General features: G+C 70.1%; 25 protein-coding genes and 2 tRNA genes. 16 read left to right on the plus strand and 11 right to left on the minus strand.

Annotated elements, in window-relative coordinates; all coding sequences use genetic code 11:
* The first annotated feature begins 142 nt into the window (after positions 1-142).
* The 4 genes from AB0F38_RS05415 (at position 143) to AB0F38_RS05430 (ending at position 1721) form a co-directional block, all read left to right on the plus strand.
* The gene (locus AB0F38_RS05415; RefSeq protein ID WP_361887028.1) at positions 143-466 is read left to right on the plus strand and encodes a hypothetical protein; all 324 of its coding nucleotides are present in this window, start codon (positions 143-145) and stop codon (positions 464-466) included.
* Between the two features lie 172 nt (positions 467-638).
* Entirely contained in the window at positions 639-1007 is a 369-nt protein-coding gene (locus AB0F38_RS05420; protein WP_361887031.1) for a WhiB family transcriptional regulator, read from the plus strand.
* Positions 1004-1363 carry a hypothetical protein gene (locus AB0F38_RS05425; RefSeq protein ID WP_361887034.1) on the plus strand — a complete coding sequence of 120 codons (360 nt, stop codon included), beginning with the start codon at positions 1004-1006 and terminating at the stop codon, positions 1361-1363. The genes AB0F38_RS05420 and AB0F38_RS05425 overlap by 4 nt, the downstream gene beginning before the upstream one ends.
* Before the next feature lie 154 nt (positions 1364-1517).
* Positions 1518-1721, plus strand: coding sequence for a hypothetical protein (locus tag AB0F38_RS05430; RefSeq protein WP_361887036.1), 204 nt, complete (start codon positions 1518-1520; stop codon positions 1719-1721).
* A 7-nt stretch (positions 1722-1728) separates the two neighbouring features.
* Here AB0F38_RS05430 and AB0F38_RS05435 read toward each other — a convergent pair whose 3' ends face one another.
* Together AB0F38_RS05435 and AB0F38_RS05440 are read right to left on the minus strand one after the other, a co-directional pair.
* A complete protein-coding gene (locus tag AB0F38_RS05435; protein ID WP_361887039.1) occupies positions 1729-3240 on the minus strand; it encodes an AarF/ABC1/UbiB kinase family protein in 1512 nt (503 codons plus the stop codon).
* A gap of 64 nt (positions 3241-3304) precedes the next feature.
* Complete coding sequence (locus AB0F38_RS05440; RefSeq protein WP_361887042.1) at positions 3305-4450, minus strand: ThiF family adenylyltransferase; 1146 nt, start codon at positions 4448-4450, stop codon at positions 3305-3307.
* Between the two features lie 179 nt (positions 4451-4629).
* Between AB0F38_RS05440 and AB0F38_RS05445 the strand changes: the two genes are divergently transcribed.
* From AB0F38_RS05445 to AB0F38_RS05460, 4 genes are all read left to right on the plus strand, one after another.
* Positions 4630-5253, plus strand: coding sequence for a M48 family metallopeptidase (locus AB0F38_RS05445; protein WP_361887045.1), 624 nt, complete (start codon positions 4630-4632; stop codon positions 5251-5253).
* Between the two features lie 107 nt (positions 5254-5360).
* On the plus strand, positions 5361-7004 hold the full coding sequence (locus tag AB0F38_RS05450) for a TerD family protein (protein ID WP_361887048.1): 1644 nt from the start codon (positions 5361-5363) through the stop codon (positions 7002-7004).
* A gap of 11 nt (positions 7005-7015) precedes the next feature.
* Positions 7016-7696 carry an AIM24 family protein gene (locus AB0F38_RS05455; RefSeq protein ID WP_361887051.1) on the plus strand — a complete coding sequence of 227 codons (681 nt, stop codon included), beginning with the start codon at positions 7016-7018 and terminating at the stop codon, positions 7694-7696.
* Positions 7697-7713: 17 nt separating this feature from the next.
* Positions 7714-8469: an AIM24 family protein gene (locus AB0F38_RS05460; RefSeq protein WP_361887054.1), complete on the plus strand. Its 756-nt coding sequence runs from the start codon at positions 7714-7716 to the stop codon at positions 8467-8469.
* A 61-nt stretch (positions 8470-8530) separates the two neighbouring features.
* Here the strand turns inward: AB0F38_RS05460 and AB0F38_RS05465 are convergent, their stop codons facing one another.
* Positions 8531-9073 (minus strand): NUDIX hydrolase, encoded by a 543-nt coding sequence (locus tag AB0F38_RS05465; protein WP_361887057.1) that lies wholly within the window; start codon positions 9071-9073, stop codon positions 8531-8533.
* Positions 9070-10524: a zinc-dependent metalloprotease gene (locus AB0F38_RS05470; RefSeq protein WP_361887060.1), complete on the minus strand. Its 1455-nt coding sequence runs from the start codon at positions 10522-10524 to the stop codon at positions 9070-9072. The genes AB0F38_RS05465 and AB0F38_RS05470 overlap by 4 nt, the downstream gene beginning before the upstream one ends.
* Positions 10525-10715: 191 nt before the next feature.
* On the opposite strand from AB0F38_RS05470, the gene AB0F38_RS05475 reads away from it, so the two are divergent.
* The 4 genes from AB0F38_RS05475 (at position 10716) to AB0F38_RS05490 (ending at position 14026) form a co-directional block, all read left to right on the plus strand.
* Positions 10716-11858: an SDR family oxidoreductase gene (locus AB0F38_RS05475; protein WP_361887063.1), complete on the plus strand. Its 1143-nt coding sequence runs from the start codon at positions 10716-10718 to the stop codon at positions 11856-11858.
* Between the two features lie 115 nt (positions 11859-11973).
* The gene (locus AB0F38_RS05480) at positions 11974-12435 is read left to right on the plus strand and encodes a molybdenum cofactor biosynthesis protein MoaE (RefSeq protein ID WP_361887066.1); all 462 of its coding nucleotides are present in this window, start codon (positions 11974-11976) and stop codon (positions 12433-12435) included.
* A 127-nt stretch (positions 12436-12562) separates the two neighbouring features.
* Positions 12563-12709: a hypothetical protein gene (locus tag AB0F38_RS05485; protein ID WP_361887069.1), complete on the plus strand. Its 147-nt coding sequence runs from the start codon at positions 12563-12565 to the stop codon at positions 12707-12709.
* Between the two features lie 207 nt (positions 12710-12916).
* A complete protein-coding gene (locus tag AB0F38_RS05490; RefSeq protein WP_361887072.1) occupies positions 12917-14026 on the plus strand; it encodes a PDZ domain-containing protein in 1110 nt (369 codons plus the stop codon).
* 24 nt (positions 14027-14050) lie between these two features.
* Here AB0F38_RS05490 and AB0F38_RS05495 read toward each other — a convergent pair whose 3' ends face one another.
* Entirely contained in the window at positions 14051-14611 is a 561-nt protein-coding gene (locus AB0F38_RS05495; RefSeq protein ID WP_361887076.1) for a PPA1309 family protein, read from the minus strand.
* Between the two features lie 136 nt (positions 14612-14747).
* Between AB0F38_RS05495 and AB0F38_RS05500 the strand changes: the two genes are divergently transcribed.
* The 4 genes from AB0F38_RS05500 to AB0F38_RS05515 all read left to right on the plus strand — a co-directional run bounded on the left by AB0F38_RS05500 (position 14748) and on the right by AB0F38_RS05515 (position 20187).
* Entirely contained in the window at positions 14748-17684 is a 2937-nt protein-coding gene (locus AB0F38_RS05500; RefSeq protein WP_361887887.1) for a UPF0182 family protein, read from the plus strand.
* 42 nt (positions 17685-17726) lie between these two features.
* Positions 17727-17800 (plus strand) — tRNA-Met (locus AB0F38_RS05505).
* Positions 17801-18014: 214 nt separating this feature from the next.
* Entirely contained in the window at positions 18015-20009 is a 1995-nt protein-coding gene (locus AB0F38_RS05510; protein WP_361887079.1) for a tetratricopeptide repeat protein, read from the plus strand.
* 104 nt (positions 20010-20113) lie between these two features.
* Positions 20114-20187, plus strand: a tRNA-Met gene (locus AB0F38_RS05515).
* A 131-nt stretch (positions 20188-20318) separates the two neighbouring features.
* Here the strand turns inward: AB0F38_RS05515 and AB0F38_RS05520 are convergent.
* The 6 genes from AB0F38_RS05520 to aroA form a co-directional block, all read right to left on the minus strand.
* Positions 20319-20738 (minus strand): Fur family transcriptional regulator, encoded by a 420-nt coding sequence (locus AB0F38_RS05520; RefSeq protein WP_361887082.1) that lies wholly within the window; start codon positions 20736-20738, stop codon positions 20319-20321.
* A gap of 129 nt (positions 20739-20867) precedes the next feature.
* The gene (locus tag AB0F38_RS05525; protein ID WP_361887085.1) at positions 20868-21269 is read right to left on the minus strand and encodes a CBS domain-containing protein; all 402 of its coding nucleotides are present in this window, start codon (positions 21267-21269) and stop codon (positions 20868-20870) included.
* Positions 21270-21405: 136 nt separating this feature from the next.
* Complete coding sequence (hisN, locus tag AB0F38_RS05530) at positions 21406-22206, minus strand: histidinol-phosphatase (protein WP_361887088.1); 801 nt, start codon at positions 22204-22206, stop codon at positions 21406-21408.
* A gap of 83 nt (positions 22207-22289) precedes the next feature.
* Complete coding sequence (locus tag AB0F38_RS05535) at positions 22290-22613, minus strand: multidrug efflux SMR transporter (protein WP_361887091.1); 324 nt, start codon at positions 22611-22613, stop codon at positions 22290-22292.
* A 105-nt stretch (positions 22614-22718) separates the two neighbouring features.
* Complete coding sequence (gene rsgA, locus AB0F38_RS05540) at positions 22719-23735, minus strand: ribosome small subunit-dependent GTPase A (protein WP_361887094.1); 1017 nt, start codon at positions 23733-23735, stop codon at positions 22719-22721.
* Between the two features lie 4 nt (positions 23736-23739).
* Positions 23740-25113: a 3-phosphoshikimate 1-carboxyvinyltransferase gene (gene aroA / locus AB0F38_RS05545; RefSeq protein ID WP_361887097.1), complete on the minus strand. Its 1374-nt coding sequence runs from the start codon at positions 25111-25113 to the stop codon at positions 23740-23742.
* Between the last annotated feature and the right edge of the window lie 14 nt (positions 25114-25127).

Consider the following 25127-nt stretch of genomic DNA (forward strand, 5'->3'; position numbering starts at 1 on the left):
GCGCGCGCAGCAGTCATCACCATAGGTTCTTAACCACGGGAACAGCGACTTCTCTGAAGCCCTGACTCCGTGCTGTACTTATCCGAATACCGCAGGACCGGCTCCGGCCGGTCCCCCGAGACGCCGAGAGGAGGCGATTCCTGTGATCAGCATCATTCAGACCATCAAAATGACCGATCTCTCGGTCGTCTCCGCCGACTCGCGCGGCCTCGCCTGCTCTTCGGATCTTTCGCTTCGTGGCACCGGTGTGTTCGGCGTTCCCGCCGTCACCCCGCTGTCCCTGGCGAGCCTGCCCGTGCGGGAACGCAATGAGCGACCGACCGAGGCACCGGCAGCAGCAGTAGCGAAGGCACAGGCCCAGGCCTATGCCTTCACGGCAGCCGGTGCCGGAGCCAAGAAGCACGCAACGCAGCACCACACGATGTGGGCCTTCCGTGGGCCTGAACCCTGGAGTGATCCAGCCTGATTCTGAATCAGGCCGGCGCCTTCAGGGCCGCGGAACCCCACTCGGGATCCGCGGCCCTTTTGTTTTGTCCGAACGGATGAGACGAGACGAAGGAGCCTCGGGACAAGCAGCACCTGGTACCAGCCGCCAACCGGCCAACAGGCCGGCACGACCAGACGAGGACAACACCACCGTGCAACTCGAGACGCACGCCCCGTCCGTACCGCTTTCCGACACGATCTCCCCGCCCGGCCTCACGGAGGACTCCACCTTGATCCCCCTCACCGCGCTCACCGCGCTCGACGACGCCATCGAGAAGCTCGGTGTGCCCGTCCCGTGCCGTTCGTACGACCCGGAGGTCTTCTTCGCCGAGTCGCCCGCCGATGTCGAGTACGCCAAGTCCCTCTGCCGGACCTGCCCGCTCGTCGAGGCCTGTCTCGCGGGTGCCAAGGAGCGGCGCGAGCCGTGGGGCGTCTGGGGCGGCGAGCTCTTCGTCCAGGGCGTCGTCGTCGCCCGGAAGCGTCCGCGTGGTCGCCCGCGCAAGAACCCGGTCGCGGCGTGACCGCCGGCCTGGGGGTCATGTCCCCCACACGAACGAAGCGCATCGGAACCATCGACCGTCCCCAGACCCATGACCCCCGGAATCAGGCACCAATGACCACGCCCACGAGGGAGCCCGTCGGCTCCGCGACCCCGGACGTCACCATCATCGGCGCGAACGACTCGCGCCAGAACAGGACCCGCGAGATGCAACTCATCCCAGAAGCCCTGGCACGTGCGCATATGCACGACCGCCTGAGGGAAGCCGAGACGGACCGCCAGGCCCATCGCCTGGTGGCCGCCCGGCGGATGCAGCGCAGGGCGGAGCGTGCCTCGATGCGCGCCCGTCGTGCGCTCGCCATGGCGGTCATGCACTGACCGCACCACCAGCAGGCGCACCGCACACAGCTGCCGGGGCAACCGCTCTGCCCGTCGCGCAGCCACCCACCCAGCCGCGGGGCCGGTCCGAACAGGCCGGCCCCGTAGTGCGTTGCGCCGTGCCCCGCCCCGCCGACGGGGTTATCGTCGCCAGGTGGACGAGGAAACTCATCACCCGGCGAGACCGGCTGCCGAACACGTGGTGTGCGCACGCTGCGGCGCCACCGCCGACAGTGACATCGCACCTGCGACCTGGATCTGTTCCGTGGAGAACGGCAGGCGGCAGTACTTCTGCCAGGCCTGCTCCCGCACCCATATCAGGGCGATCGAGAGCCGGCTCGACTCCGCCTGGTGGTGACGGCCGGTCAGCGCTCTCCGGGCCGGGCCACCGCGGCCTCACCCGCCGCGTTGTCCTGCCCGTTGTCCGGGACCTTCTCCAGTACGTCCTCCTCGTCCAGCACCTCTTCCAGCACCTCGCTCAGCACGTCGTCCTGTACGTCTTCCTCCGGCTCGTACTCCAGGACGAACCCGGGCAGCCAGGACTCCAGCTCGTCCCGCAGTCGCACCGTCGCACCCAGCTGGCACAACACCCCGATCGTGCTGAGCGTGACCCGGTGGATCAGCAGGTAGGACGGAGGAAGGTTCAGCTGCTTGCCCAACTGATGTGCGGGGGAGCGCGGATCGGCGATCCGGGCAGCCTGGCCACGCAGCCAGGAGCGAGTGAAGGTGAAGTCGTCCACCTGCGCCGGCTCGATGATCGGAAGCAGGTACTCGAGCACCGCGTCCGGAGCGAGTGCGATCGATTCCTTGACGAAGCCCTCCCCGCGCAGCATCTCGTACACGGCCTCGGCATCGCCGTCCAGCGTCATCCGCAGGGAGTCCCCGATGGTCCGGGGCAGCCCTTCCGGGAGCCGGTCCACCGTGCCGAAGTCCAGTACTCCCAGACGCCATCGGCCGGGGTCCTCGTCCGGCCCGCCCATGTTTTCGACGTCCGGGCTCGCCGGGGGCAGCAGCCGGAAGTTTCCCGGATGGGGGTCGGCGTGCAGGAGCCCCGTGCGGGCCGGCCCCGAGAACAGGAAGCGCGCCAGCAGTTGGCCGGCCCGGTCCCGCTGGTCCGGCGTCCCGTCAGCGATCACCTCGGACAGGGGTATTCCGTCGATCCATTCCGTGACGAGCACCTGCTCGGACTGGTGCACCACCCCGGGAATCACCACATCGGGATCGTCCTCGAACTCCGCCGCGTGCTCCTGCTGTGCCCGCGCCTCCAGCGCGTAGTCCAGCTCCTCCGACACCCGGTCCCGCATCTCCGTGATGAGCGGCTTGATGTCCATCCCGGGAACCAGCGGACCGAGCAGGCGGGCGAAACGGCTGAGCTGGGTCAGATCCGAGAGCAGTGCCTCCCCCGCACCGGGGTACTGCACCTTCACGGCGACGGAGCGTCCGTCGTGCCACACCGCCCGATGGACCTGTCCGATCGACGCGGCGGCAGAGGGCCGGTCCTCGAACTCGAGGAAGAGGTCCCGCCAGTCGTCACCGATCCGCTCTGCCAGCACCTCATGCACGGTGCGGGTCGGCATCGGCGGTGCCGCCTCCTGCAGTTTCGTCAGCGCCGCCCGGTAGGGACCGGCGACATCCTCGGGAAGTGCGGACTCGAAGACGGACAGCGCCTGTCCGAGCTTCATCGCGCCCCCCTTCAGCTCGCCCAGAACCTTGAAGAGCTGATCCGCCGTGCGCTGTTGGACCTCGCGGGCCACGATCTCCGCGGACTTGCCGCCGATCCGCTTGCCAAGGCCCCACGTGGCACGGCCGGCGAAGCCGAGCGGCAGCGCGGCCAGCTTCGCGGTGCGGGTGACCGCCTTCCGGGGAAGATCAGACATATGCCCCTCCAGTTACCGGACTGCCGTGCCGCGTGAGTGTTCGGCCCTGCTCCGTCGGCGGCGGTCACCCGGCCATTGTGTCCTGCGCGGCGCAGGCCGCGGGGGTGAGTTCCCCCTCAGTCTGCCCGGCGGCACCACAGGAGCAGTCGAGGTGTGGACCCAGCCGCTCCGATCGCCAGTCCAGCAGGGGCATGGCCGCCTCCCATCGCGCGCCGGTGCTGGCCGGCAACTCTCCGTCGAGGAAGGACAACGCGTGGGCCGCGGCGAGCCCGGCCACCGCCGTCGCCAGCCCCAGATCGCAGGCCGGTACGGCGCTGCGCCTCCCTGACCTCCACTGCGCCATCATCCGCGGCCACTGCGGGTCCCGCTCCGTACGGTGCAGCGACAGACAACCCGCGCAGCCCGTGCCGCCGGGCAGCACGAGCGGTCCGACCACCCCCGTGGCTTCCATCACTCCCGCGTAGAGATGAGGCGTGCCGGACGCGATCCACGGCGCCGCCGCGTCCGGCTCCGGGGCGTAGACCGAGAGGCCGTCCCTGGGGGCAACCACGACCAGGGACAGCGCGGGTTCGCCGCCCGAGGCGGACTCGGCCGTCCCCGCCGCCCGAGCCGTAGCGCCGACCGCGGACCGGCGGACCAGCTGACGGGCCGCCGTGTCCCGGCGCTCCCCGACGGCCGCCGCCGGAAGGCCGCCCGGCGCGATGTCCCACGGCTCGGTGCGGCCGCCGTCGAGCACTTCGACCCGGCCTACCCCGGATCCGGAGAGCACCGCGGCGACCGAGGCGCCGACCCTGCCCGCGCCCCGGACCTGGACCCGCATCGCCCGCCTGGCCGCGAGTCTGCGCAGCCCGCTCCCGGGTGCCGGGTGGACGACGGAGAGCGACGCCGCGTCGGGACGCTGGCGCTCCAGGGTCTCGGCCCGCTGCCGTAACGCGTCCGCCTCCGGGCCGCCCGCCTTCGGATCGTCGAGCAGGCCCGCCTCCGTCAGTCGCGATACGAGAATGTCCACGTGACGGTCCGACAGATCCAGGGCTCTGGCCTCTTCACGCAGCAGGGGCAGACCACGTGTTCCGTCGAGCAGTTCCAGAAAGCTCCCTGTCGCGATATCCATCGGCCCCAGCGTCACCGCATGCGCGGGTGTCACGCCGAATTGCACAGTGTTCCGTCCGCGCCAGGCACGGCGCAGCGCAGGCTTCAACATGGGATGCATGACTTCTCTCCGTCCGGTTTCGGGATCTGTTGCCAGAATGCAACGCGGCGGCGAAAGGGGCGGAAAGTTATCCACAGCCCCGGGGTGTTAGTCGTTCAAATGGTGCATGCGGAGAAGTGGATCAACGTCGAGCGTCGGGGGGCGGGACTTCCCTCACCGGCAGCGGGTAACGTCGTGGCGTGCCCGCCGACCCCTCACCCGGCCTCGCCGGAGAGACCCCCGCGCGCAGCGCCGGACGCCGTCCGCGCAGCGCGGCCGCCCATCAGCCCCCCGCATCGGTGACGAGCGCGGTCGAGGTCCGCAGGAGCGCCCGGCGCAGCAGAACGGTCTCCGCGTACCGTGAGGGTGACCGCACCATCGTGCTGATCCCTGCCCGGATGTCGGAGGCGGAGGAGCAGCGCTGGGTCGGCGTGATGCTCGACAAGCTCGCCGCGCAGGAGAGCAAGCGCGTCATCGGTGACGGTCAGCTCGCCGAGCGTGCCGAGCGGCTGTCCGCCCAGTATTTCGGGGGCCGGGCGCGTCCCGCATCGGTGCGGTGGGTGACCAATCAGAATACCCGGTGGGGCTCCTGCACCCCCGCCGAGGGCAGCATCCGGCTCTCCCACCGGTTGCAGGGCATGCCGGATTACGTCGTCGACTACGTACTCCTCCACGAGCTGGCCCACCTGCTCGTTCCCGGTCACGGCCCGCGCTTCTGGCGCCTGCTGGACGCGTATCCCCGTACCGAGCGGGCCCGGGGGTATCTCGAAGGCGTCGTGGCGGCCGACCGGCTGCCACATCTGCCCGCCGCACGCGAAGAGTGACATTCGGTGATTCTGTACCGGGTCTGTACCGACTTGGCTCAATGGTGCGGTCTGCGGTTAGCCTGACGCGACGCATTCACCTTCGGGATGGGGGACGGTCGTTACGCATGGCCAGGGAATTCCAACGCGGCCACAAGGCCAAGATCAGTGATCTCACGCCAGGGACGGATCTGTACGTAGGTGTGCAGATCGCCGGCCCCGGCCTGACGTTCGACATCAGCTGCTTCGGCCTCGATGCCGATGAGCAGCTCTCGGACGACCGGTATTTCATCTTCTTCAACCAGCCGAAATCTCCGGAGGAGTCCATTCAGCTCCTCGGTGCCCAGGCCGGTGACACCGAGTCGTTCCGCGTCACCCTCGACCGCATTCCGGCGAACATCCACAAGCTGTCCTTCACCGCGACTCTCGACGGCGCCGGGCAGATGTCGCAGGTCGGTCCGGGATACATCCGGATCGTCGCGGGCGGCGAGGAAGTCGTGAAGTACGCCTTCACCGGGTCCGAATTCACCACCGAGCGCGCGGTCATGCTCGGTGACTTCTACCTCAAGGACGTCTGGCGGTTCGCCGCGGTCGGCCAGGGGTTCGACGGCGGCCTCGACGCGCTGCTGAAGAACTTCGGAGGAGAGGTCGCCGAGGAGGAGCCCGCGGCACCGGCACAGGGCGCCGTCCCCTCGTTCGCCCCACCCGCCCAGGCCGCCGCGCCCCCGGCATTCGGTGTCCCGGCGGCTCCCCAGGCACCGCAGCCCGCACCTGCGTTCGGCGCCCCGGCAGCGCCGGCTCCCGCACCGCAGCAGCCGGTTCACGCCGCACCGACGATAGCGGCGCCGATCGCTCCCCAGGCGCCCGCTCCGTACGGACAGCCGCCGGAGCCGCCGCAGTTCGGGCAGGTCCCGGGCCAGGGCGCGCCCCCGGCGGCACCGCCGTACGGCCAGCACCCTCCGGCACCGCCGTACGGGCAGCAGCCGCCTGTAGCGCCGCCTTACGGGCAGCAGCCCGCCACGCCGCCGTACGGGCAGCAGCCCCCGGCACCGTTCGGTCAGCAGCCACCCGGCATGCCGCAGGGCGTGCCCCAGGGTGTTCCGCAGACCGGTGCGGGGCTGCGGGCCGCCCTGCAGCCGTACAAGGAGACGGCCACCGGGCAGCGCTGGGCCTCGCAGAACCAGCAGCTCATGCGCGTGGACCTGACCATGGGAGGCACACCGGTGCTGGCCCGTCAGGGCAGCATGGTGATGTACCAGGGCAAGGTCGACTTCGGCTACAAGGGCGCCGGTTTCGCGGGCCGTGTGGTCGGCAACGCGACGGGCCAGGAGATGCAGCTGATGCGCTGTACCGGCCGCGGCCAGGTCTTCCTCGCCGAGGAAGGATCGCATCTCCACCCCATCGAGCTGCAGGGCGACGGCATCTGCGTCTCCGCGGAGAGCGTCCTCGCCTTCGACGAGTCGCTGCAGTACGAGGTGCGCAGGATCGAGGGCCACGGGATCCCCGGCGGGGCCTTGTTCACCATGCTGTTCCAGGGCACCGGCACCGTCGTCGTCAAGACCCACGGCGTTCCGGTCGTCCTGCCGGTCACCCCCACCACGTTCGCCGACTGCAACGCGGTGGTGGCCTGGTCGTCCGCGTCCCAGGTGATCATCTCCAGTCAGGTCCGGCTGCGCCGCAACGCCTATCCGGGGCACAGCGGTGAGACCGTGAACCTGCAGTTCCGGGGAGCCCCCGGGAACTTCATCGTCGTCCAGCCCTACGAGGTCTGAGGGAGCCCGTCATGAATCAGCAACTCGCGGGCTTCGCCCCGACACCCGTCACGGCCCGGATGGAGAACCACGGCCGCACGATGCTCAAGGTCGCCATGGCCTCCGGGCAGGACCTCTACGCTCGTACCGGCTCGATGGTGGCCTACGAGGGCTTCATCCAGTACGAGCCCAATCCGCCCGCCGTCCGTCAGATCGCCTCGCAGTGGATCACCGGCGAGGGAGCGCCTCTGATGAAGTGCGCCGGTGACGGGCTGCTCTACCTGGCCGACTACGGGGCCGACGTGGTCGTCATCAACCTCGACAACGACTCGCTGTCCGTCAACGGCACCAACCTCCTCGCCTTCGACGGCCACCTCACCTGGGGTGTGGAGCGGGTCAAGGGCCTGGCCAAGTTCGCCGGCCAGGGCCTGTGGAACGTTGCCATCCAGGGCACGGGATGGGTCGCCATCACCTCGCGTGGCACGCCGATCGTCGTCGACTGCGGCCGGGGCGAGGACGAGACGTACGTCGACCCCGACGCGCTCGTCGCGTGGTCACCGAACCTGAAGGTCAAGGGCAAGCGCAGCTTCAAAGCGGGCTCGCTCATCGGGCGCGGAAGCGGAGAGGCGTACCAGATGGCCTTCTCCGGCCAGGGCATCGTCGTCGTCCAGCCGAGCGAGGACAGTACCGACCGCCTGCGGGTCCGGAACTGAGCGGGGGAGAACACATCATGCAGAGTCCGCTTTTCAGCCACACCGAACAGCAGTCGCAGGATCGGTACACCGTCCAGAACCCGCAGCTCCTGCGGGTCTCGCTGACGGGCCACGACGACGTCCTCGCCCGCAAGGGCGCCATGGTCGCGTACCAGGGACTCATGGAGTTCGACGGCGAGTACCGGTCGCAGGGACAGCGCCGCGCCCGCAGTAGCACGGGTGAGGGCCTGGACCTGATGCGCTGCTCGGGCCAGGGAACGGTCTACCTGGCCAATCTCGCCCAGTACATCCATGTGGTCGACGTCGACCACGAGGGCCTGACCGTCGACAGCGCCTACGTCCTGGCGCTGGATTCCTCGCTGCACACCGAGGTCATCGCGGTGGACAGCCAGTACGGGATCTCCGGGACCGGCAAGTACCAGCTCAACATCTCCGGGAACGGCAAGGTCGCGCTGATGACCTCGGGCCAGCCGCTGATGATGCAGGTCACACCGGACAAGTACGTCAACGCCGACGCCGACGCGATCGTCGCCTGGTCGAGCGGGCTGCGGGTCCAGATGCAGGCCCAGACCCACTCCTCGGGCGTGCTCCGGCGCCGCGGCAACACGGGGGAGGGCTGGGAGCTGAGCTTCCTCGGCCAGGGCTTCGCCCTGGTCCAGCCCAGTGAGGTGCTGCCACCGCAGAACACCCAGATCGGCCAGGGCGCGGCTGCCCAGTTCGGTGTGGGACAGCACGGGGCACACAGCCAGAACCAGAACAACGCCTGGAACTGAGCCCGGTCGTCACCGAGGGCGGAAGGGCGGTCTCCGTACGGAGGCCGCCCCTCACCCGTGTCTAACGGTGCGCCATCCGCGCGCGGGTCCGGTCCAGCAGCCGTACGACCGAGGCGTCCGCCACGGTGGCCACCTCCTCGTACGGGAACCAGCGCAGGTCGAGGGACTCGTCGCTGATCTGTTCCGTCGCGCCGGCGGGAGCGATCGCCGCGTACTGCACATCGAGATGCCAATGGCAGGGCGACGGGATCGGATGCCGGTCCAGCCGCACCGGGCCGCCGGGCAGCAGGGCGAGTCCCGCGATCCCCGACTCCTCCGTGGCCTCGCGCAGGGCCGCAGAGGCCAGCGCGGCGTCCTGCGGCTCGCAGTGGCCGCCCATCTGCAACCACATCCGGAGCTTCCTGTGCAGGGTGAGCAGCACCCGGCCGCGCTTCGGATCGATCACCAGCGCGCTGGCCGTCAGGTGGCCCGCCCCGCACGCCTTCCACATGCCGTCGGGGTGCCCGGCCAAGTGGTCCAGATAGGTCCGGCGCAGCTCCGCCTGGTCCCCGTCGCGCTCGTCGTACCCCTTGAGTACGAGAACGGCGTCGTCATGCAGGCTCACCGGTCGGTGTCGTCCTTGCCGTCGCGCCCGGTGTCGTCCGGGGTACCGTCCGCGGTCCTGCCCTCGTCCTCGGCGGCCGGCTTCCGCGGGCCCTTCGCCGCCTCGCCGAGCATCTTGTCCAGCTCGGAGAAGTCCAGCTGCTCGTGGTGCACGAAGCCGTCCGGGTCGTCCAGGTCGTGGGCCGTCGGCAGCATGTCGGGGTGTTCCCACAGGCCGTCGCGGCCGTCGACGCCCCGGGCGTCCGTGAGCGAGGCCCACAGCCTCGACGCGTCCCGCAGCCTGCGCGGACGCAGCTGGAGCCCGATGAGCGTGGCGAAGGTCTGCTCGGCGGGACCGCCGGACGCCCGGCGCCTGCGCATCGTCTCGCGCAGCGCGTCCGCCGAGGTCAGACGGGACTTCGCGGCCTCGTGCACCACGGCGTCCACCCAGCCCTCGACGAGGGCGAGCGCCGTCTCCAGCCGGGCGAGCGACGCCTTCTGCTCCGGGGTGTCCTCGGGCTGGAACATGCCCTGCTGGAGTGCGTCCTGAAGCTGCTCGGGCTGCGACGGGTCGAACTGACCGACGACGTCCTCGAGCTTGCCGGTGTCGACCTTGATGCCGCGCGCGTAGGCCTCGACCGCACCGAACAGATGCGAGCGGAGCCACGGAACATGGGCGAAGAGCCGCTGGTGGGCGGACTCACGCAGCGCGAGATACAGGCGCACCTCGTCCTGCGGAACGCTCAGGTCCTTGCCGAACCGCTCGACGTTGAGCGGGAGCAGCGCGGCCTTGCCGGCCGGACCCAGCGGGAGGCCGATGTCGGTCGAGCCGACGACCTCACCGGCGAGCACGCCCACGGCCTGCCCGATCTGCTGGCCGAACATGGCGCCGCCCATCGACCGCATCATGCCGATCAGCGGACCCGCCATGGCCTGCATCTCCTCGGGCAGCACGTCGCCCATGGCCAGACCGACCCGCTCGGCCACCGGGTCCACCAGCTTCCGCCAGGCGGGCAGCGACGCCTCGACCCACTCCGCGCGGCTCCACGCCACCGTCGAGACCGAACCGGAGGGCAGCGAGGTCACGCCGTCCAGCCAGAGGTCTGCGAGACGCAGCGCCTCGTCGACGGAGCTGCGATCGGAAGGGCCGACGCTCGCGTCCTTGCTGCCGTCCGCCGTGCCCTGCGAAACAGTCTGGCGGGCGATCTGCTTGGCCATGTCCCAGTTGACCGGGCCGCCCTCGTAGCTCAGCATCTGGCCGAGCTGCTGGAACGCCGCGCCCAGGTCGTTCGGGTTCATCGTGCCGAACATCGCCGCGAACGGGTTGTCCCCGCCCGCGCCCGGACCGATGCCGAACGGGTTCGCCGGCCCGCCCGAGCCCTGCCCACCTCCGGTGGGGTCCTTCTTCTTGCCCTCGTCGCCGTTCTCCGGCTCCTCCGGCGGAAGGCCGAATCCGAATGGGGTGTCACTCACGGGTTTCCTCGGCTCGTAGGGCCGCCGGCTCGAACCGACGGCGACTGCCCGACATCACCATCCAGCGTAGACACCAAAGACCGCTCGGGCCCTCAGTGCTCCGCCGGCTCCCGGCCTGCGGCAGGATGGACGCCACCTGGTACGTACGCGTCATTCGGGTACGTACTGAAGACAACCGCTGGAGACGCCCGGTGAGTTCCCCAGATCCGCAGGTTCGCGCAGCGCGAAACCTGGCCGACCCCTCGCCCGAAAGCAAGCCCACGAAAAATCGTTCCAGAAGCCGGGGCCCCGTCGTCGCGGTCACCGGTGCCGCGACCGGCGTCGGTGAACTGCTCACCGCGCACCTCGCCGCATCCGACGAGATCAAGCAGGTCATCGCCATCGACGAACGCCGGGGTGACGTCTCCGAGGCGACGTGGCACATCCTGGACGTACGGGACCCCGCCATCGCGGAGAAGCTGCGCGGAGCGGACGTCGTCGTGCACCTGGCGCTCGACCTCGACCTGGAGACCGACCCCGCCGCCCGTACCGCGTACAACGTACGCGGTACCCAGACGGTGCTGACCGCGGCGGCGGCCGTAGGGGTCCACCGGGTCGTGCTGTGCACCTCCGCGATGGTCTACGGGGCCCTGCCCGACAACGACCTCCCGCTCGCCGAGGACGCCGAACTGCGGGCCACGGCCGAGGCCACCGGCGTCGGCGACCTGCTGGAGATCGAGCGGCTCGGGCGTCGCGCCCCCCGCGCGCACCCCGGTCTCCACGTCACGGTGGTGCGTCCGACGGTCCTCGTCGGCGGTACGGACACCGCGCTGACCCGCTACTTCGAGTCACCGAGGCTCCTGGTCGTCGCCGGATCGCGTCCGGCCTGGCAGTTCTGCCACGTCGACGACCTGGTGAGCGCGCTGGAGTACGCCGCGCTGGAGAAGATCGACGGAGAGTTCGCGGTCGGCTGCGACGGCTGGCTCGAGCAGGAGGAGGTGGAGGAGCTTTCCGGCGTGCGCCGCATGGAGCTGCCGTCCGCCGTCGCCCTCGGTGCCGCCGCCAGGCTGCACCGGATCGGCCTCACACCGTCCCCTGCGGGCGATCTCGCCTACACGATGCATCCCTGGGTGGTCAGCGTGAGCCGGCTGCACGACGTGGGGTGGCGGCCCCGGTGGACCAACGAGGAGGTCCTCGCGGCGCTTCTGGAGGAGGTGGAGGGCCGCCACACGGTCGCCGGCCGCCGTCTCGGCCGCAAGGACGCCACCGCCGCGGGTGCCGCTGGTGCGACCGTCGCACTGCTCGGTACGGCGGCGCTGGTCAGGCGCGCCCGCAAGGCCCGCCGCCGCTTCTAGCCCGCCACCGTCACCCGCCCGCGGACGTCCCCGCAGGAGGCTCCGGGGACGGCGGCCGGCCGCCGGTCGAGAACGCCATTCCGAGATGTCGGCGCCGTGCGGCACGATGGGTCCCATGGCACGCACACACGACCACCCCGGCGAGCAGGCGGCGCAGGACCCCATCAAGCTGCTGGACATCCGGGAGACGCCGCTGTCCGTCGACGAGATCTTCCGTGCCGTCGGGGACGACGCCGCCGGCGGCATCGCGCTCTTCGTCGGCACGGTGCGCAATCACGACGAGGGGCAGGAGGTCGGCGCGCTCGGATACTCCTGTCATCCGACGGCCGGGGTGGAGCTGCGCCGAGTGGCCGAGAAGGTCGTCGCGCAGTTCCCGGTCCGGGCGCTGGCCGCCGTCCACCGGGTGGGTGAACTGGGCGTGGGTGATCTGGCGGTGGTCGTCGCGGTCTCCTGCGCCCACCGGGGCGATGCCTTCGAGGCCTGCCGCAAGCTGATCGACGACCTGAAGCACGAGGTTCCGATCTGGAAGCACCAGCGATTCTCGGACGGTACGGAGGAGTGGGTCGGCGCCTGCTGAGCGCAAACCGCCCCGGGGGCTATCAGCCCCGATTTGCGTAACGGCACCCCTGCCACGAGCGTTGGTCCTGCAGGTGGTTAATCTTCTGATCGTCAGTTGCGGTCGCTCATGGGGTAGGGAGGTCGTGATGGCAGCAATCGCTTGGCTCCTGATTCCGCTTATAGCTGCTCTCGGCGCGGCGATATGGGGAGGGTGGGCGGCCCGCAACCGCACGACCGGCGATGTCACCGAACTCGCCGGCTACGCCAAATTCCGTGAAGCGATGGAGAAATAGCACTCCGGTTCCGAGGCGGTCTGAGAGCCCGGAGCGGCTGTGCGCAGTTGCCGATCCGGTACCGCATACGCTCCTTTTCCGCGCGTTTCTCCGCGCAGCGAGCGGGCCGAGGACGGCGCACGGCAGACCTCAGGACGGCCCAGGGCGTCCGCTGGCACGGACCGGCCCCGACGGTGCACTGACAGGCCCTTCCCGTACTGTCGTTCCATGCCACGCCGCACCGCGACGATGCTCGCCTCGACCCTCATCCTGATCGCGCTGCTCTGCGCAGGCGTGCTGATCCCCGTGCCCTATTCGGAGATGTCTCCGGGCCCGACCGTGAACACGCTGGGCGACGCCCGTGGCGAGCCGGTTCTGCACATCACCGGCCACAAGACGTATCCGACCGCCGGGAATCTCAACATGACGACGGTGCGTGTCACAGGCGCGGACTACGACATGAACATCGTCGAGGCCGTCTACGGCTGGCTGGCCCACGACAGCGTGATCGTCCCGCACGACACCCTCTACCCGGACGGCAAGACCGAGGAGGAGTCGACGCAGGAGAACGCCGAGGAGTTCAGCCAGTCCCAGGAGAGCGCCAAGGTCGCCGCTCTGGAAGAGCTGAAGATCCCCGTCACCTCCCGGGTCGTCGTCTCCACGGTCCTCAAGAACAGCGCGGCCCAGGGCGAACTGCACGCGGGCGATGTGATCAAGGCCGTCGACGGTACGGCGGTCGAGCAGCCCGAGGACGTCGCGAAGCTCGTCACCGAGCACAAGCCGGGCGAGGACGTCGTCTTCACCATCGTTCCCGCCAAGGCGGCCGCCGCCGCGGAGAAGGCGGGCAAGGAACCCGAGGGCTCCCGGAAGATCACCCTCACCACGCGGAAGGCGTCCGCGGACCCGGCGGATCCCTCGGCGAAGGACCGGGCGGTCGTCGGTATCCAGGCCGGGACGGACCACACGTTCCCGTTCGACATCGACATCAAGCTGGCCGACGTCGGTGGCCCGAGCGCCGGGCTGATGTTCTCGCTGGGGATCGTCGACAAGCTGACGCCCGGCAACCTGACGGGCGGCAGGTTCATCGCCGGCACCGGCACCATCGACGACAGAGGCACTGTCGGACCCATCGGCGGCATCAACATGAAGCTGGTCGGCGCGCGCGACGCGGGCGCCCGCTACTTCCTCACCCCGGACGACAACTGTGCCGCCGCGGCGTCCGACACCCCGAGCGGCCTGACCCTGGTGAGGGTGAAGACCCTGGACGACGCGAAGTCGTCCCTGGAGAAGATCGGCGCGGGGGACACGGCCGGCCTGCCGAGCTGTTCGGCGGGCTGAGGCCGGTCCCCGCGGACGTGGGGGTCAGGACTCGAAGGTCGCCGCGAGCGCCTCGGCCAGTCCCGGGACCAGACCGGCACCGGTCAGCACCTCGGTGGGGGAGTCCTTCTCCCGCAGCCGCACGGCCGAGTCCCGCGCCCCGTCCCGCAGTACGGCCACGGTCATGCGCACCTCCTGCCGGTCGGGGTGCTTGGCGACCCAGGCGGTCAGCCGGGCGTCGCTCATGCCGTCCGGCACGGAGGCCTCGGCGGACGGCGGCAGCATCAGCCGCTCCACGGTCATGGCACAGCCGACCACGGCGTCGGGCCAGGCGATCGTGGCGAGGAATTCGTCCAGCGCGGTGCCGGCGGGGAGCTCCTCCTGCTCGATGGGGGTGAGGGCGGCGGTCGTCGACGCGGTGTCGTCGAGGCCGAGCTGGGCGGCGAGGCCCGGCTCATGGGCGCGCAGCCGGGCGGTGTCGACAAGGGCGAACAGCCGCGCGGGCTGGTCCCAGCCGAGGCTTGCTGCGTAGGCGTCGATTTCGAGGACGGCGACGGTGAGTGGACTCGCGGCCATCGGAGGGCCAGAGGCGGAAACGTTGGGCATGACCAATATCCTGCCTCCTTCCGCCCCGGGAACGGGAACTAGGTAAAGCCTCAGTAAGTTGCATAGGTGGGCTCTACGATCGCTGGGCCTGCTTCACACGACCGCGAACTTCGAGGTGCGCACGTTGGCTTTCCAGATGCCGGACCGCGGCGGAGGCCCGACCGGGCCACGGATCAGAGTCGGCCGCCCGTCCCGGCGCGTCCGTACCCTGCTCATGACATTGGGTGTCCTGGCGGTTCTCGCCATGGCCTTTGTCATGTTCGCCGGGTTCTGGACGGACTGGCTCTGGTACAGGTCGGTCGCGTATTCGTCCGTCTTCACCACCACCTTGTGGACCAAGATCGGACTGTTCCTCGTCTTCGGACTGCTGATGGCCGTCGCCATCGGGGTGAACATCTGGCTCGCGCACCGGCTCCGGCCGCCGCTGAGCGCGATGTCGCTGGAGCAGCAGAGCCTGGACCGCTACCGAATGAGTGTCGCCCCGTACAAGAAATGGGTGCTGCTCGCGATCACCGCGCTCGTCGGACTGATCGCCGGGGCTTCCGCCTCGGGCCAGTGGCGTACGTGGCTGATGTACGTCAACGGCGTGCCGTTCGGGCAGAAGGACCCCCAGTTCAAGCTGGACGTGTCCTTCTACGCCTTCGACCTGCCGTGGTACCGCTTCCTGCTCGGTTTCGGCTTCGCCGCCGCCGTGCTGTCGCTGATCGCCGCGGCGCTGACCCACTACCTGTACGGCGGGCTGCGGATCACCAGCCCCGGCGCGCGGGCCACGGGTGCGGCCACCGGCCACCTCTCGGTACTGCTCGGCATCTTCGTCTCGCTGAAGGCCGTGGCGTACTGGCTGGACCGGTACGGCCTGGCCGTGAAGTCCAGTGACTTCAAGGCCACGGACAACTGGACGGGCCTGCGGTACGTCGACGCCAACGCCTACCTGCCGGCCAAGACGATCCTGTTCTGCATCGCCGCGATCTGCGCCATGCTGTTCTTCGCGACGCTCTGGCGGCGCACCTGGCAACTGCCGGTGATCGGCTTCGGGCTCATGGTGCTCTCGGCGATCCTGATCGGCGGGCTCTACCCGGCGATCGTGCAGAAGTTCCAGGTCCAGCCGAACGAGCAGGCCAAGGAAGCGCCGTTCATCCGGAAGAACATCGACGCGACACGAGATGCCTACGACATCGACGACGCGAAGGTGGACGACTACTCGGGCAAGAGCACGACCACGGACGGCGCCAAGCTCCGCGCCGACGCGGACGCGGCTGCCAGCTACCGGGTGATGGACCCCAACGTCGTCTCCCCGGCCTTCCAGCAGCTCCAGCAGAAGAGGAACTACTACCAGTTCCCCAAGACGCTGGACGTCGACCGCTACAAGGGCAAGGACGGCAAGGAGCAGGACACCGTCATCGGCCTGCGCGAGCTGAACCTCGACGGTCTCCCCAAGCGGAACTGGATCAACGACCACTTCACGTACACCCACGGCTACGGCGCCATCGCGGCCCGCGGCACCACGACGGGCACCAACCCGTCGGGTTCCCCGGACTTCACCGAGTCGGGCCTGCCGACCACCGGTGAGCTGCCGAAGTACGAGCAGCGGATCTACTACGGCGAGAAGACCGAGCAGTACTCCATCGTCGGAGGGCCCCAGAAGGAGCTCGACTACGAGGAGGACGGCGAGAAGACCACCAGCTACAGGGGCGACAGCGGGGTCAGTCTCTCCAACGCCTTCAACCGCGCGGCCTACGCGGTGTCCTTCAGCGAGCCGCAGATACTGTATTCGGGAGCCATCGGCGAAGGCTCGCGGATCCTGTACAACCGCACGCCCAAGGAGCGCGTCGAGGCGGTCGCCCCCTGGCTGACCATCGACGGTGACGCCTATCCGGCGGTCGTGGGCGGCCGGATCCAATGGGTCGTCGACGCGTACACCACGACCAACGGTTATCCGTACGCCTCGCGCACGACGCTCGGTGACACCACGGCCGACTCGCTGACCACCAACCAGCGCGCGGTCGTCGCCCAGCAGAACCAGGTCAACTACATCCGCAACTCGGTGAAGGCCACCGTCGACGCGTACGACGGCAAGGTGAAGCTCTACGAGTGGGACACCGAGGACCCGGTGCTCAAGACGTGGCGCAAGGCCTTCCCCGGGACGGTGAAGGCCAAGGACGACATCCCGCAGGAGCTGATGGACCACCTGCGCTACCCGCAGGACCTGTTCAAGGTCCAGCGTGAGCTCCTCACGCGCTACCACGTGCAGGATCCCGCGCAGTTCTACAGCGGCAGTGACGCCTGGCAGGTGCCGGACGACCCCACGAACAAGGAGCCCGGGGCCGTTCCGCCGTACTACCTGAGCATGAGGATGCCCGGCCAGGACGAGCAGAAGTTCTCCCTCACCACGACGTTCACACCGAAGGGGCGCCCCGACCTGGGAGCGTTCATGGCGGTGGACGCGGACGCGGCCAGTGACGACTACGGCACGATAAGGCTGTTGCGGGTCACGACCACCGTCAAGGGCCCTGGTCAGGTGCAGAGTGAGCTCAACGGCAACGACGACGTCGCCGAGTTCGTGAGGAACCTCAAGGGCACCGACTCGGACATCGAGTACGGAAATCTGCTGACCGTGCCGCTCGACGGGGGTTTCCTCTACATCGAGCCGGTGTACACCCGTGGTGGCACGCAGAACTACCCGCTGCTGCGCAAGGTGGCAGCCTCGTACGGGTCGAAGATCGTCTTCGAGAACAGCCTCGGTGAGGCGCTCAACGCGGTCTTCGGGGTCGAGGGTTCCGATACGACGACGCCACCCGAGACGGAGCCACCGGGCGACACCACCGAGCCTCCTGCCACCGGTGAGGCAGCTCTGAAGCGGGCGATCGCCGATGCCCAGAAGGCGTACACGGAGGGTGAGGCGGCCCTGAAGAAGAACGACTGGGCCGCCTACGGCAAGGCGCAGGCGGAGCTGGAGAAGGCTCTCGAGCGTGCGGCCGCGGCCCAGCCCAAGCCCGGCAGTGCCGCCGGTGCGGCCGATGTGCCGGGCACCGCCGACAAGGCGGACGAGAAGGGCGAGGACCAGGGCAGCTGAGAAAGCTCCACCCCGCGTCGTGGTACGGTTTGAACACAACGACGCGGGGTGGAGCAGCTCGGTAGCTCGCTGGGCTCATAACCCAGAGGTCGCAGGTTCAAATCCTGTCCCCGCTACTGAAGACAGAGGCCCGGATCCTTCCAAGGATCCGGGCCTCTGTCATGCCGTCGGACGGCTTTCTCAAGTTGTCGGAGTGAAGTGCGGTTCGTGGGGCACGAGTTGGGTTCGAACGTGTTTGACTTGTCTCCCTGTGGGCATGTCGACAAAACGCTGAAGTGACCTCACTGGCCGCGGTATTCGAGGTGTACGCGGGTAAGAGGTGGTGCGACGATGGTATTTATGGGGGACAGGGCAACTCTGTTGGAGACAGGGCGGTTTGTGCAGCGACGCGTTCGGACGACGGAAAACGTGGCAGATGCGGTATTCGCCGCGGCCGTCGCCGAGAACGCCGGAACCGCTGACGACCCCTGCGCCGCCGACGACGCCGTGCTCGCCACGGACCCGACGGATACCACGGACCACGCCGAGGAGACCGAGGCGCGCCACAGACGTGCCGCGGACCGTGGCGACACCGAATCCATGAGCGTCCTGGGCGCGCTGCTGCTGCGCCGCGGCGACCTGGACGGTGCCGAGGCCTACCTCCGGGCGGCCACCGCGGAGGGCGACCGGGCCGCTGCCAACAACCTGGGCGTCCTTCTGCATCAGCGGGGATACCCGGACGAGGCGGCCGGGTGGTGGCGCATCGCCGCGGTCGCCGGCTCCGCCGCGGCCGCCCACGCGCTCGGCCGCCATTTCCGGGAGCGCGGTGACGAGCCGGGTGCCGAGTACTGGCTGCGCCAGTCCGCCGAGCAGGGCCACGCGCTGGGCGCCTACGCCCTGGCCGACCTGCTGGAGCACCGCGGTGACGTCGGCGCCGAGCGCTGGCTGCGCGCCGCCGCCGAGCAGGGCCACCGGGAGGCCGCGTACCGCCTGGCCCGCGTCCTGGAGCGGAAGGCCCTGGGCGACGCCTACGACGCCTTCAGCCCCGGGCGCGGCGTCGGCACGGGCGCCCCGGACATCCTGAACGACAGCGCGACGGGGCGGCGCGACAGCCCGGTCGCGGGCCCCGCGACCGGCCGGGTCGGCGAGGCCGAGCAGTGGTACCGCCAGGCGGCCGCACGCGGGCACCGCCGCGCGGCTCTGCACCTCGGCGCCATCCTGGAGCAGCGTGGTGAGCTGAAGGAAGCAGGCCGCTGGTATCTCACGGCGGCCAAGGAAGGCGAGGCCCGCGCCGCCTGCGCCCTGGGTTTCCTGCTGCGGGACGTGGGTGACGAGGAGAGCGCCGCCGTGTGGTGGCTGCGCGCCGCCCAGGACGGCGACGGCAACGCCGCCAACGCCCTGGGCGCACTCCACGCGGCCAGGGGGGAGCAGCAGACCGCCGAGCGCTGGTACCGCGCCGCCATGGACGCGGGCGACGTCAACGGTGCGTACAACCTCGGCTTGCTCTGCGCGGCCCAGGACCGTATCGCGCAGGCCGAACAGTGGTACCGCCGCGCCGCCTACGCCGGGCACCGGGAGGCGGCCAACGCGCTCGCGGTGCTGCTGCTGCAGGCGGGGGACGCGACGGGCGCCGAGCCCTGGTTCTCCAAGGCGGCCGAGGCCGGCAGCGTGGACGCCGCCTTCAACCTGGGCATCCTGCACGCCGGACGCGACGAGGACCGTGCGGCGCTGGGCTGGTACCGGCGTGCGGCGGCGGCCGGCCACACCGACGCCGCGCTCCAGGTCGGCATGGCGCTGCTCAGCGAGGGGGAGGAGCAGGAGGCGGAGCGCCATCTGCGCTGCGCCGCGGGAGGCGGCAGCGCAGAGGCTGCCTTCCGGCTGGCCGGACTGCTCGACCTGCGGCAGCCGCCACCGGGATCGCCCGCGCTGGGTGAGCCGATGCCGGAGAAGACCGAGTGCGAGGAGTGGTACGAGAGGGCGGCCGGGCAGGGGCACCGCCGCGCGCAGGTCAGGGCGGGCATGCTCGCTGCCGCCCGTGGCGACATGGAGAGCGCCGCTCGCTGGTACCGCGAGGCCGCCGAGTCGGGCAGCCGTAACGGGGCCTTCAACCTCGGCCTGCTGCTCGCCCGAGAGGGCAGCGAGCGCGAAGCCGCCCTCTGGTGGAGCCGTGCGGCCAACGACGGGCACGGCCGGGCCGCCCTTCGCCTCGCGCTGCTCGCCGCTCGCCGGGGCGAGCTCACGGAGGGGCAGCGCTGGTGCGCCCGTGCGGTCGAGCTCGGGCCGGCGGAGGTGGCCGAGCGGGCCGCACGGCTGCTGGAAGCGCTCCACCAGGAACTCACGGCGTGACACCGGGCTCCTTCCGGACGGGTGCCGTTCTTGGGGCGGCTCAGGTGTCCGGGGAATGAATTTGCGCTGGTCGGCGGGGTCCCGTAGTGTTGCATTCACAACGACGCGGGGTGGAGCAGCTCGGTAGCTCGCTGGGCTCATAACCCAGAGGTCGCAGGTTCAAATCCTGTCCCCGCTACTGAAGGCAGAGGCCCGGATCCTTCCAAGGATCCGGGCCTCTGTCATGTGTCCGTGAACAGGCGCGAACAGTGAAAAGAGCAGGCCCCGGGCGGTTGCCCGCCGGGGCCGATGATTCAGGGTGTGTGGCGTTCAGGCCGTGGCGGCGCAGTTCGGGCAGACGCCGCGGTAGGTCACTTCGACCCCCGAGACGGTGAAGCCGAAGCGCTCGTCGGCCGGCAGGTCGGCCAGGGGATCACCCGAAGGGTGCACGTCCCGGATGGCGCCGCACCGCGCGCACACCAGGTGGTGGTGGGGGCGGTGGGCGTTCGGGTCGTACCGCTTGGCGCGGCGGTCGGTGGAGACCTCGATGACCTCACCGAGGGACACCATCTCGCCCAGCGTGTTGTACACGGTGGCGCGTGAGATCTCCGGCAGCCGGTCGGCCGCCCTCGCGTGGACCTCGTCCGCTGTCAGGTGCACGTGGTCCCCGTCGAGGACCTCGGCCACGACACGCCGCTGCGCCGTCATGCGCCAGCCGCGTCCGCGCAGTCGTTCCAGGAGGTCACTCATGGCATCCAGCCTAACAGCGCAGGGGCCGAGCCCCGATCCGGTGTGACTTTGGATACGTGCGCGACTTGGACGGCATCCATTGAGGATGCGCCGGGTGCGCCCCGGCGGATCCGGCCCGGTCGAAGGCTCTCAGAGCGTCAGTGCGGCGGTAGGCCGCCTGGTCGGCGCCCAGCACCGGATGATGTCGCGCACCGAGACGATGCCCACGGGGCCGTTGCCGTCCAGCACGATCAGATGCCGGAAGCCGCCGTGCGTCATGGCTTCCGCGGCCTCTTCGAGGGTCCAGGCCGGAGAGGCGAAGACCACGTCCGTGGTGGTGTGGGTGGACGCGGTCTCGGTATCGGGGTTCTGGCCGGAGCCGATCGCGTCGAGGATGTCGCGTTCGGTGATGATCCCGAGGCCGCAGGTGTCCGGATCGTGGACGACGGCCGCTCCGACGCGGCGGGCCGACATCAGCCGGGCCGCCTGCCGGAGTGTGTGGGCCGGGCCGATGGTGAGGACCAGCGTGCTCATGGCGTCTCGGACGAGCATGAAGGGAGCCACCTCCTTCGGAAAGTGACCCGTGACGCGACCCTCGTGAGTCGATTCACAAGTTCACAAATGGGGGGGACTCTCAGAGTGGCACCCACGCGGGAACCGGACAAGAGGGTGGGAGGGGGCAGGCTTCCTAGTACCTCTGGTTGAGATAGCCGAGCAGCTCGTGGTGCAGCAGCCCGTTGGAGGCCGCCGCGTTGCCGCCGCCGGGGCCGGAGACCCCGTCCAGGCTGGTGAACAGCCCGCCGGCCTCCTGGACGATGATCGCGTTCGCCGCCATGTCCCACAGGGAGAGCTCCGGCTCCGCACAGATGTCCACCGAGCCCTCGGCGACCATCATGTACGGCCAGAAGTCCCCGTACCCGCGGGTGCGCCAGCAGGCCCGCGTCAGATCCATGAAGCCGTCGAGCCGGCCCTGCTCCTCCCAGCCGGTCAGCGAGGAGTACGCGAGCGAGGAGTCCGCGATCCGTTCGACCTTCGACACCTGCAGCCGGGTCGCGGAAGTGAGGCTGCGGCCGGAGTACGCCCCCGCACCCTTCGCCGCCCACCAGCGGCGGCTCAGCGCGGGGGCGGACACCACGCCGACCACCGGCTGGAAGCCGTCCTCGCCCGCTTCCATCAGGGAGATCAGCGTCGCCCATACGGGAACGCCGCGCACGTAGTTCTTGGTGCCGTCGATCGGGTCGATGACCCAGCGCCGCGGACCCGTGCCCTCGATCCCGTACTCCTCGCCCAGGATCGCGTCGCGCGGCCGGGCCCGCTGCAGGTGCCCGCGGATCAGCTCCTCGGCGTGTTTGTCGGCCTCGCTCACCGGGGTCATGTCCGGCTTGGTCTCGACCTTGAGGTCCAGAGCCTTGAACCGGTCCATCGTCGCCGCGTCGGCGGCGTCCGCCAGCACGTGGGCAAGGCGCAGATCATCGTGGTAATCGGGCATGCGGTCACAGTATCCACAGGCACCCGTCCGGGCTACACGGGACCGGCCAGGGCCGGAGGCGGCCTCGCCGGAGGGCGCACGGCTCAGTGCGAGGACCCGGACAGCTGCAGACCGATCACGCCGACGATCACCAGAGTGATGGACACCAGTTTGAGGGTGGAGACCACGTCGTCGAGGAAGATCATCCCGTAGATCGCCGTCCCCGCCGCGCCGATGCCGGTCCACACCGCGTACGCGGGGCCTACATCGAGCTTCTTGAGGGACAGCGTCAGCAGCCCGAAACTTCCGAGGGCGAACACGCAGAACGCGATCGTCGGCCACAGCCGGGTGAATCCGTGCGAGAGCTTCAGACACACGGCGAAGCCGGTCTCCAGCAGTCCGGCGACCACGACCAGCAACCACGCCATCGTCAGGTGCCTCCCACGTAGGTGACCGCTTGCTCGCTCGACGCGATTATGCCCTTACCAGTCGTGAGAGCCCGCAAACGTGCGCGAGTCGGGCAGTCCTGCCGGTCAGTCGCCCTCGCGCCGCTCCCGGGTCGAGAGCAGCCGCCTCAGCGAATCGAGCCGCGCCGGATCGGCATGACCCTCCGCGACCCAGGCGTCCAGGGCGCACTCCGTCTGCTGGCTGTCGTGCGTGCAGCCCCGCGGGCAGTTCTCCGCGCCCGGCTGCAGATCGGGGAACGCGTTGATGACCCTGGACGGATCGACGTGGTGCAGCCCGAACGACCGCACACCCGGGGTGTCGACCACCCAGCCGCGGCCGTCCGGCAGCGGCAGCGCGAGCGCCGACGTCGTGGTGTGCCTGCCGCGCCCCGTGACGGCGTTGACCACCCCGGTCGTCCGCCGTCTGTCCTTCGGAACCAGTGCGTTGACCAACGTCGTCTTGCCGACCCCGGAGTGCCCGACGAAGGCGGTCACCCGGTCGTTGAGCAGCTCGCGCACCCGGTCCGCGGCGTCGCCGTTCTCCAGCTCCTCGCGGCTGGTGACGATGAAGGGGACACCCAGCGGGGTGTATGCCTCCAGCAGTGTGTCCGGGGAGGCCAGGTCGGACTTGGTCAGGACGAGGAGCGGTGTGAGCCCGCCGTCGTACGCCGCCACCAGACAGCGATCGATCATGCGCGGCCGCGGTTCGGGATCGGCGAGCGCCGTGACGATGGCCAGCTGGTCGGCGTTGGCGACGACCACCCGCTCGTACGGATCGTCGTCGTCCGCCGTGCGGCGCAGCACCGATCGGCGTTCGCCGATGCGCACGATGCGGGCCAGCGTGTCCTTGTCGCCGGACAGGTCGCCGACGATGGAGACCTGGTCACCCACCACCGCGGCCTTGCGGCCCAGCTCACGGGCCTTCATCGCCATCACGGTGCGGCCCTCGACGAGGCAGGTGAGCCGGCCGCGGTCGACGGTGAGGACCATGCCGTCCTGGGCGTCCTCGTGCTTGGGGCGGATGTGCGTGCGAGGGCGGTTGCCCTTGCGGTTGGGGCGGACGCGGATGTCGTCCTCGTCGGGGTTCTTCCCGTAACGGCGCATGTCCTCAGGCCCCGCGCCTTCCCGGCGAGGGTGCTCCGGGCGCGGCCCCGGCCGTCTCCGGGAAGGCCCCGAGCATGCCCGTCCACATCTCCGGGAAGTCCGGGAGGGTCTTGGCGGTCGTACCGACGTTCTCGATCTCCACCCCGGCCACGGCGAGGCCGATGATCGCGCCCGCTGTCGCCATCCGGTGGTCGTCGTAGGTGTGGAAGGTACCGCCGTGCAGCGGGCGCGGGTTGATCCGCAGCCCGTCGGCCGTCTCGGTCACGTCACCGCCGAGGGCGTTGATCTCCCTGGTGAGCGCGGCCAGCCGGTCCGTCTCGTGCAGCCGCAGGTGCGCGACGCCGCTCAGGGTCGACGGGGAGTCGGCGAGTGCGGCGAGGGCGGCGATGCCCGGGGTCAGCTCACCGACCTCGCCCAGGTCGACGTCGATGCCGTGGACGCGGCCCGAGCCGCGGAAGGTGAGACCTCGCTCGGTCAGCTCGCAACTGCCACCCATCGCGGTGAAGATCTCGCGCAGCGCGTCACCCGGCTGGGTGGTGCGCAGCGGCCAGTCGGGGACGGTGACCCGGCCTCCGGTGACCAGCGCCGCCGCCAGGAACGGCTGGGCGTTGGAGAGGTCGGGCTCGACGGTGAGATCCCGGCCGAGCAGGGCGGACGGGGACACCCGCCAGACGTCGGGCTCGCCACCCGTCTCCGGCTCGTCGACCTGGGCGCCGACCGCGCGCAGCATGTCGACGGTCATCCGGATGTGCGGCATGGAGGGGAGGGTCGCACCGGTGTGGCGTACCTCCACGCCCTGGTTGAAGCGGGGTGCGGAGAGCAGCAGGGCGGAGATGAACTGGGAGGACGAGGAGGCGTCGATCGCCACCGTGCCGCCGTCCAGCGCGCCCGCCCCGTGCACGGTCAGCGGCAGCGCGCCGCGCCCGTCGTCGTCGATCCTGGCGCCCAGGGCCCGGAGCGCGTCGACCACACCGTTCAGGGGGCGCTCGTAGGAGCGGGGGTCCCCGTCGAAGTGGACGGGGCCGTCCGAGAGGCAGGCCACGGGCGGCAGGAAGCGCATGACCGTTCCCGCGTTGCCCACATCGACCGTCGCCGGGCCGTGCAGGCCGGCCGGGATGACCCGCCAGGCCTCGCCCGAGCCGTCCGGACCGACACCCTCCTCGATCCCGACGCCCATCGCCCGCAGCGCCTGGGCCATCAGCAGGGTGTCGCGGGAGCGCAGCGGCCGGCGCAGCCAGCCCGGCTCGGAGGCCAGGGAGGCCAGGACGAGGGCGCGGTTGGTGACCGACTTCGATCCGGGCACCGTGACGGTCGCGTCGACGGCTCCGGTCGCACGGGGAGCGGGCCAGAGGGCGGGGTGCGCGGGACTTTCGGTCATGCCCCTCACTTTAG

The sequence above is a fragment of the Streptomyces sp. NPDC025273 genome (assembly GCF_040638585.1).
In the GTDB taxonomy this organism is placed as follows: domain Bacteria; phylum Actinomycetota; class Actinomycetes; order Streptomycetales; family Streptomycetaceae; genus Streptomyces; species Streptomyces cinereorectus.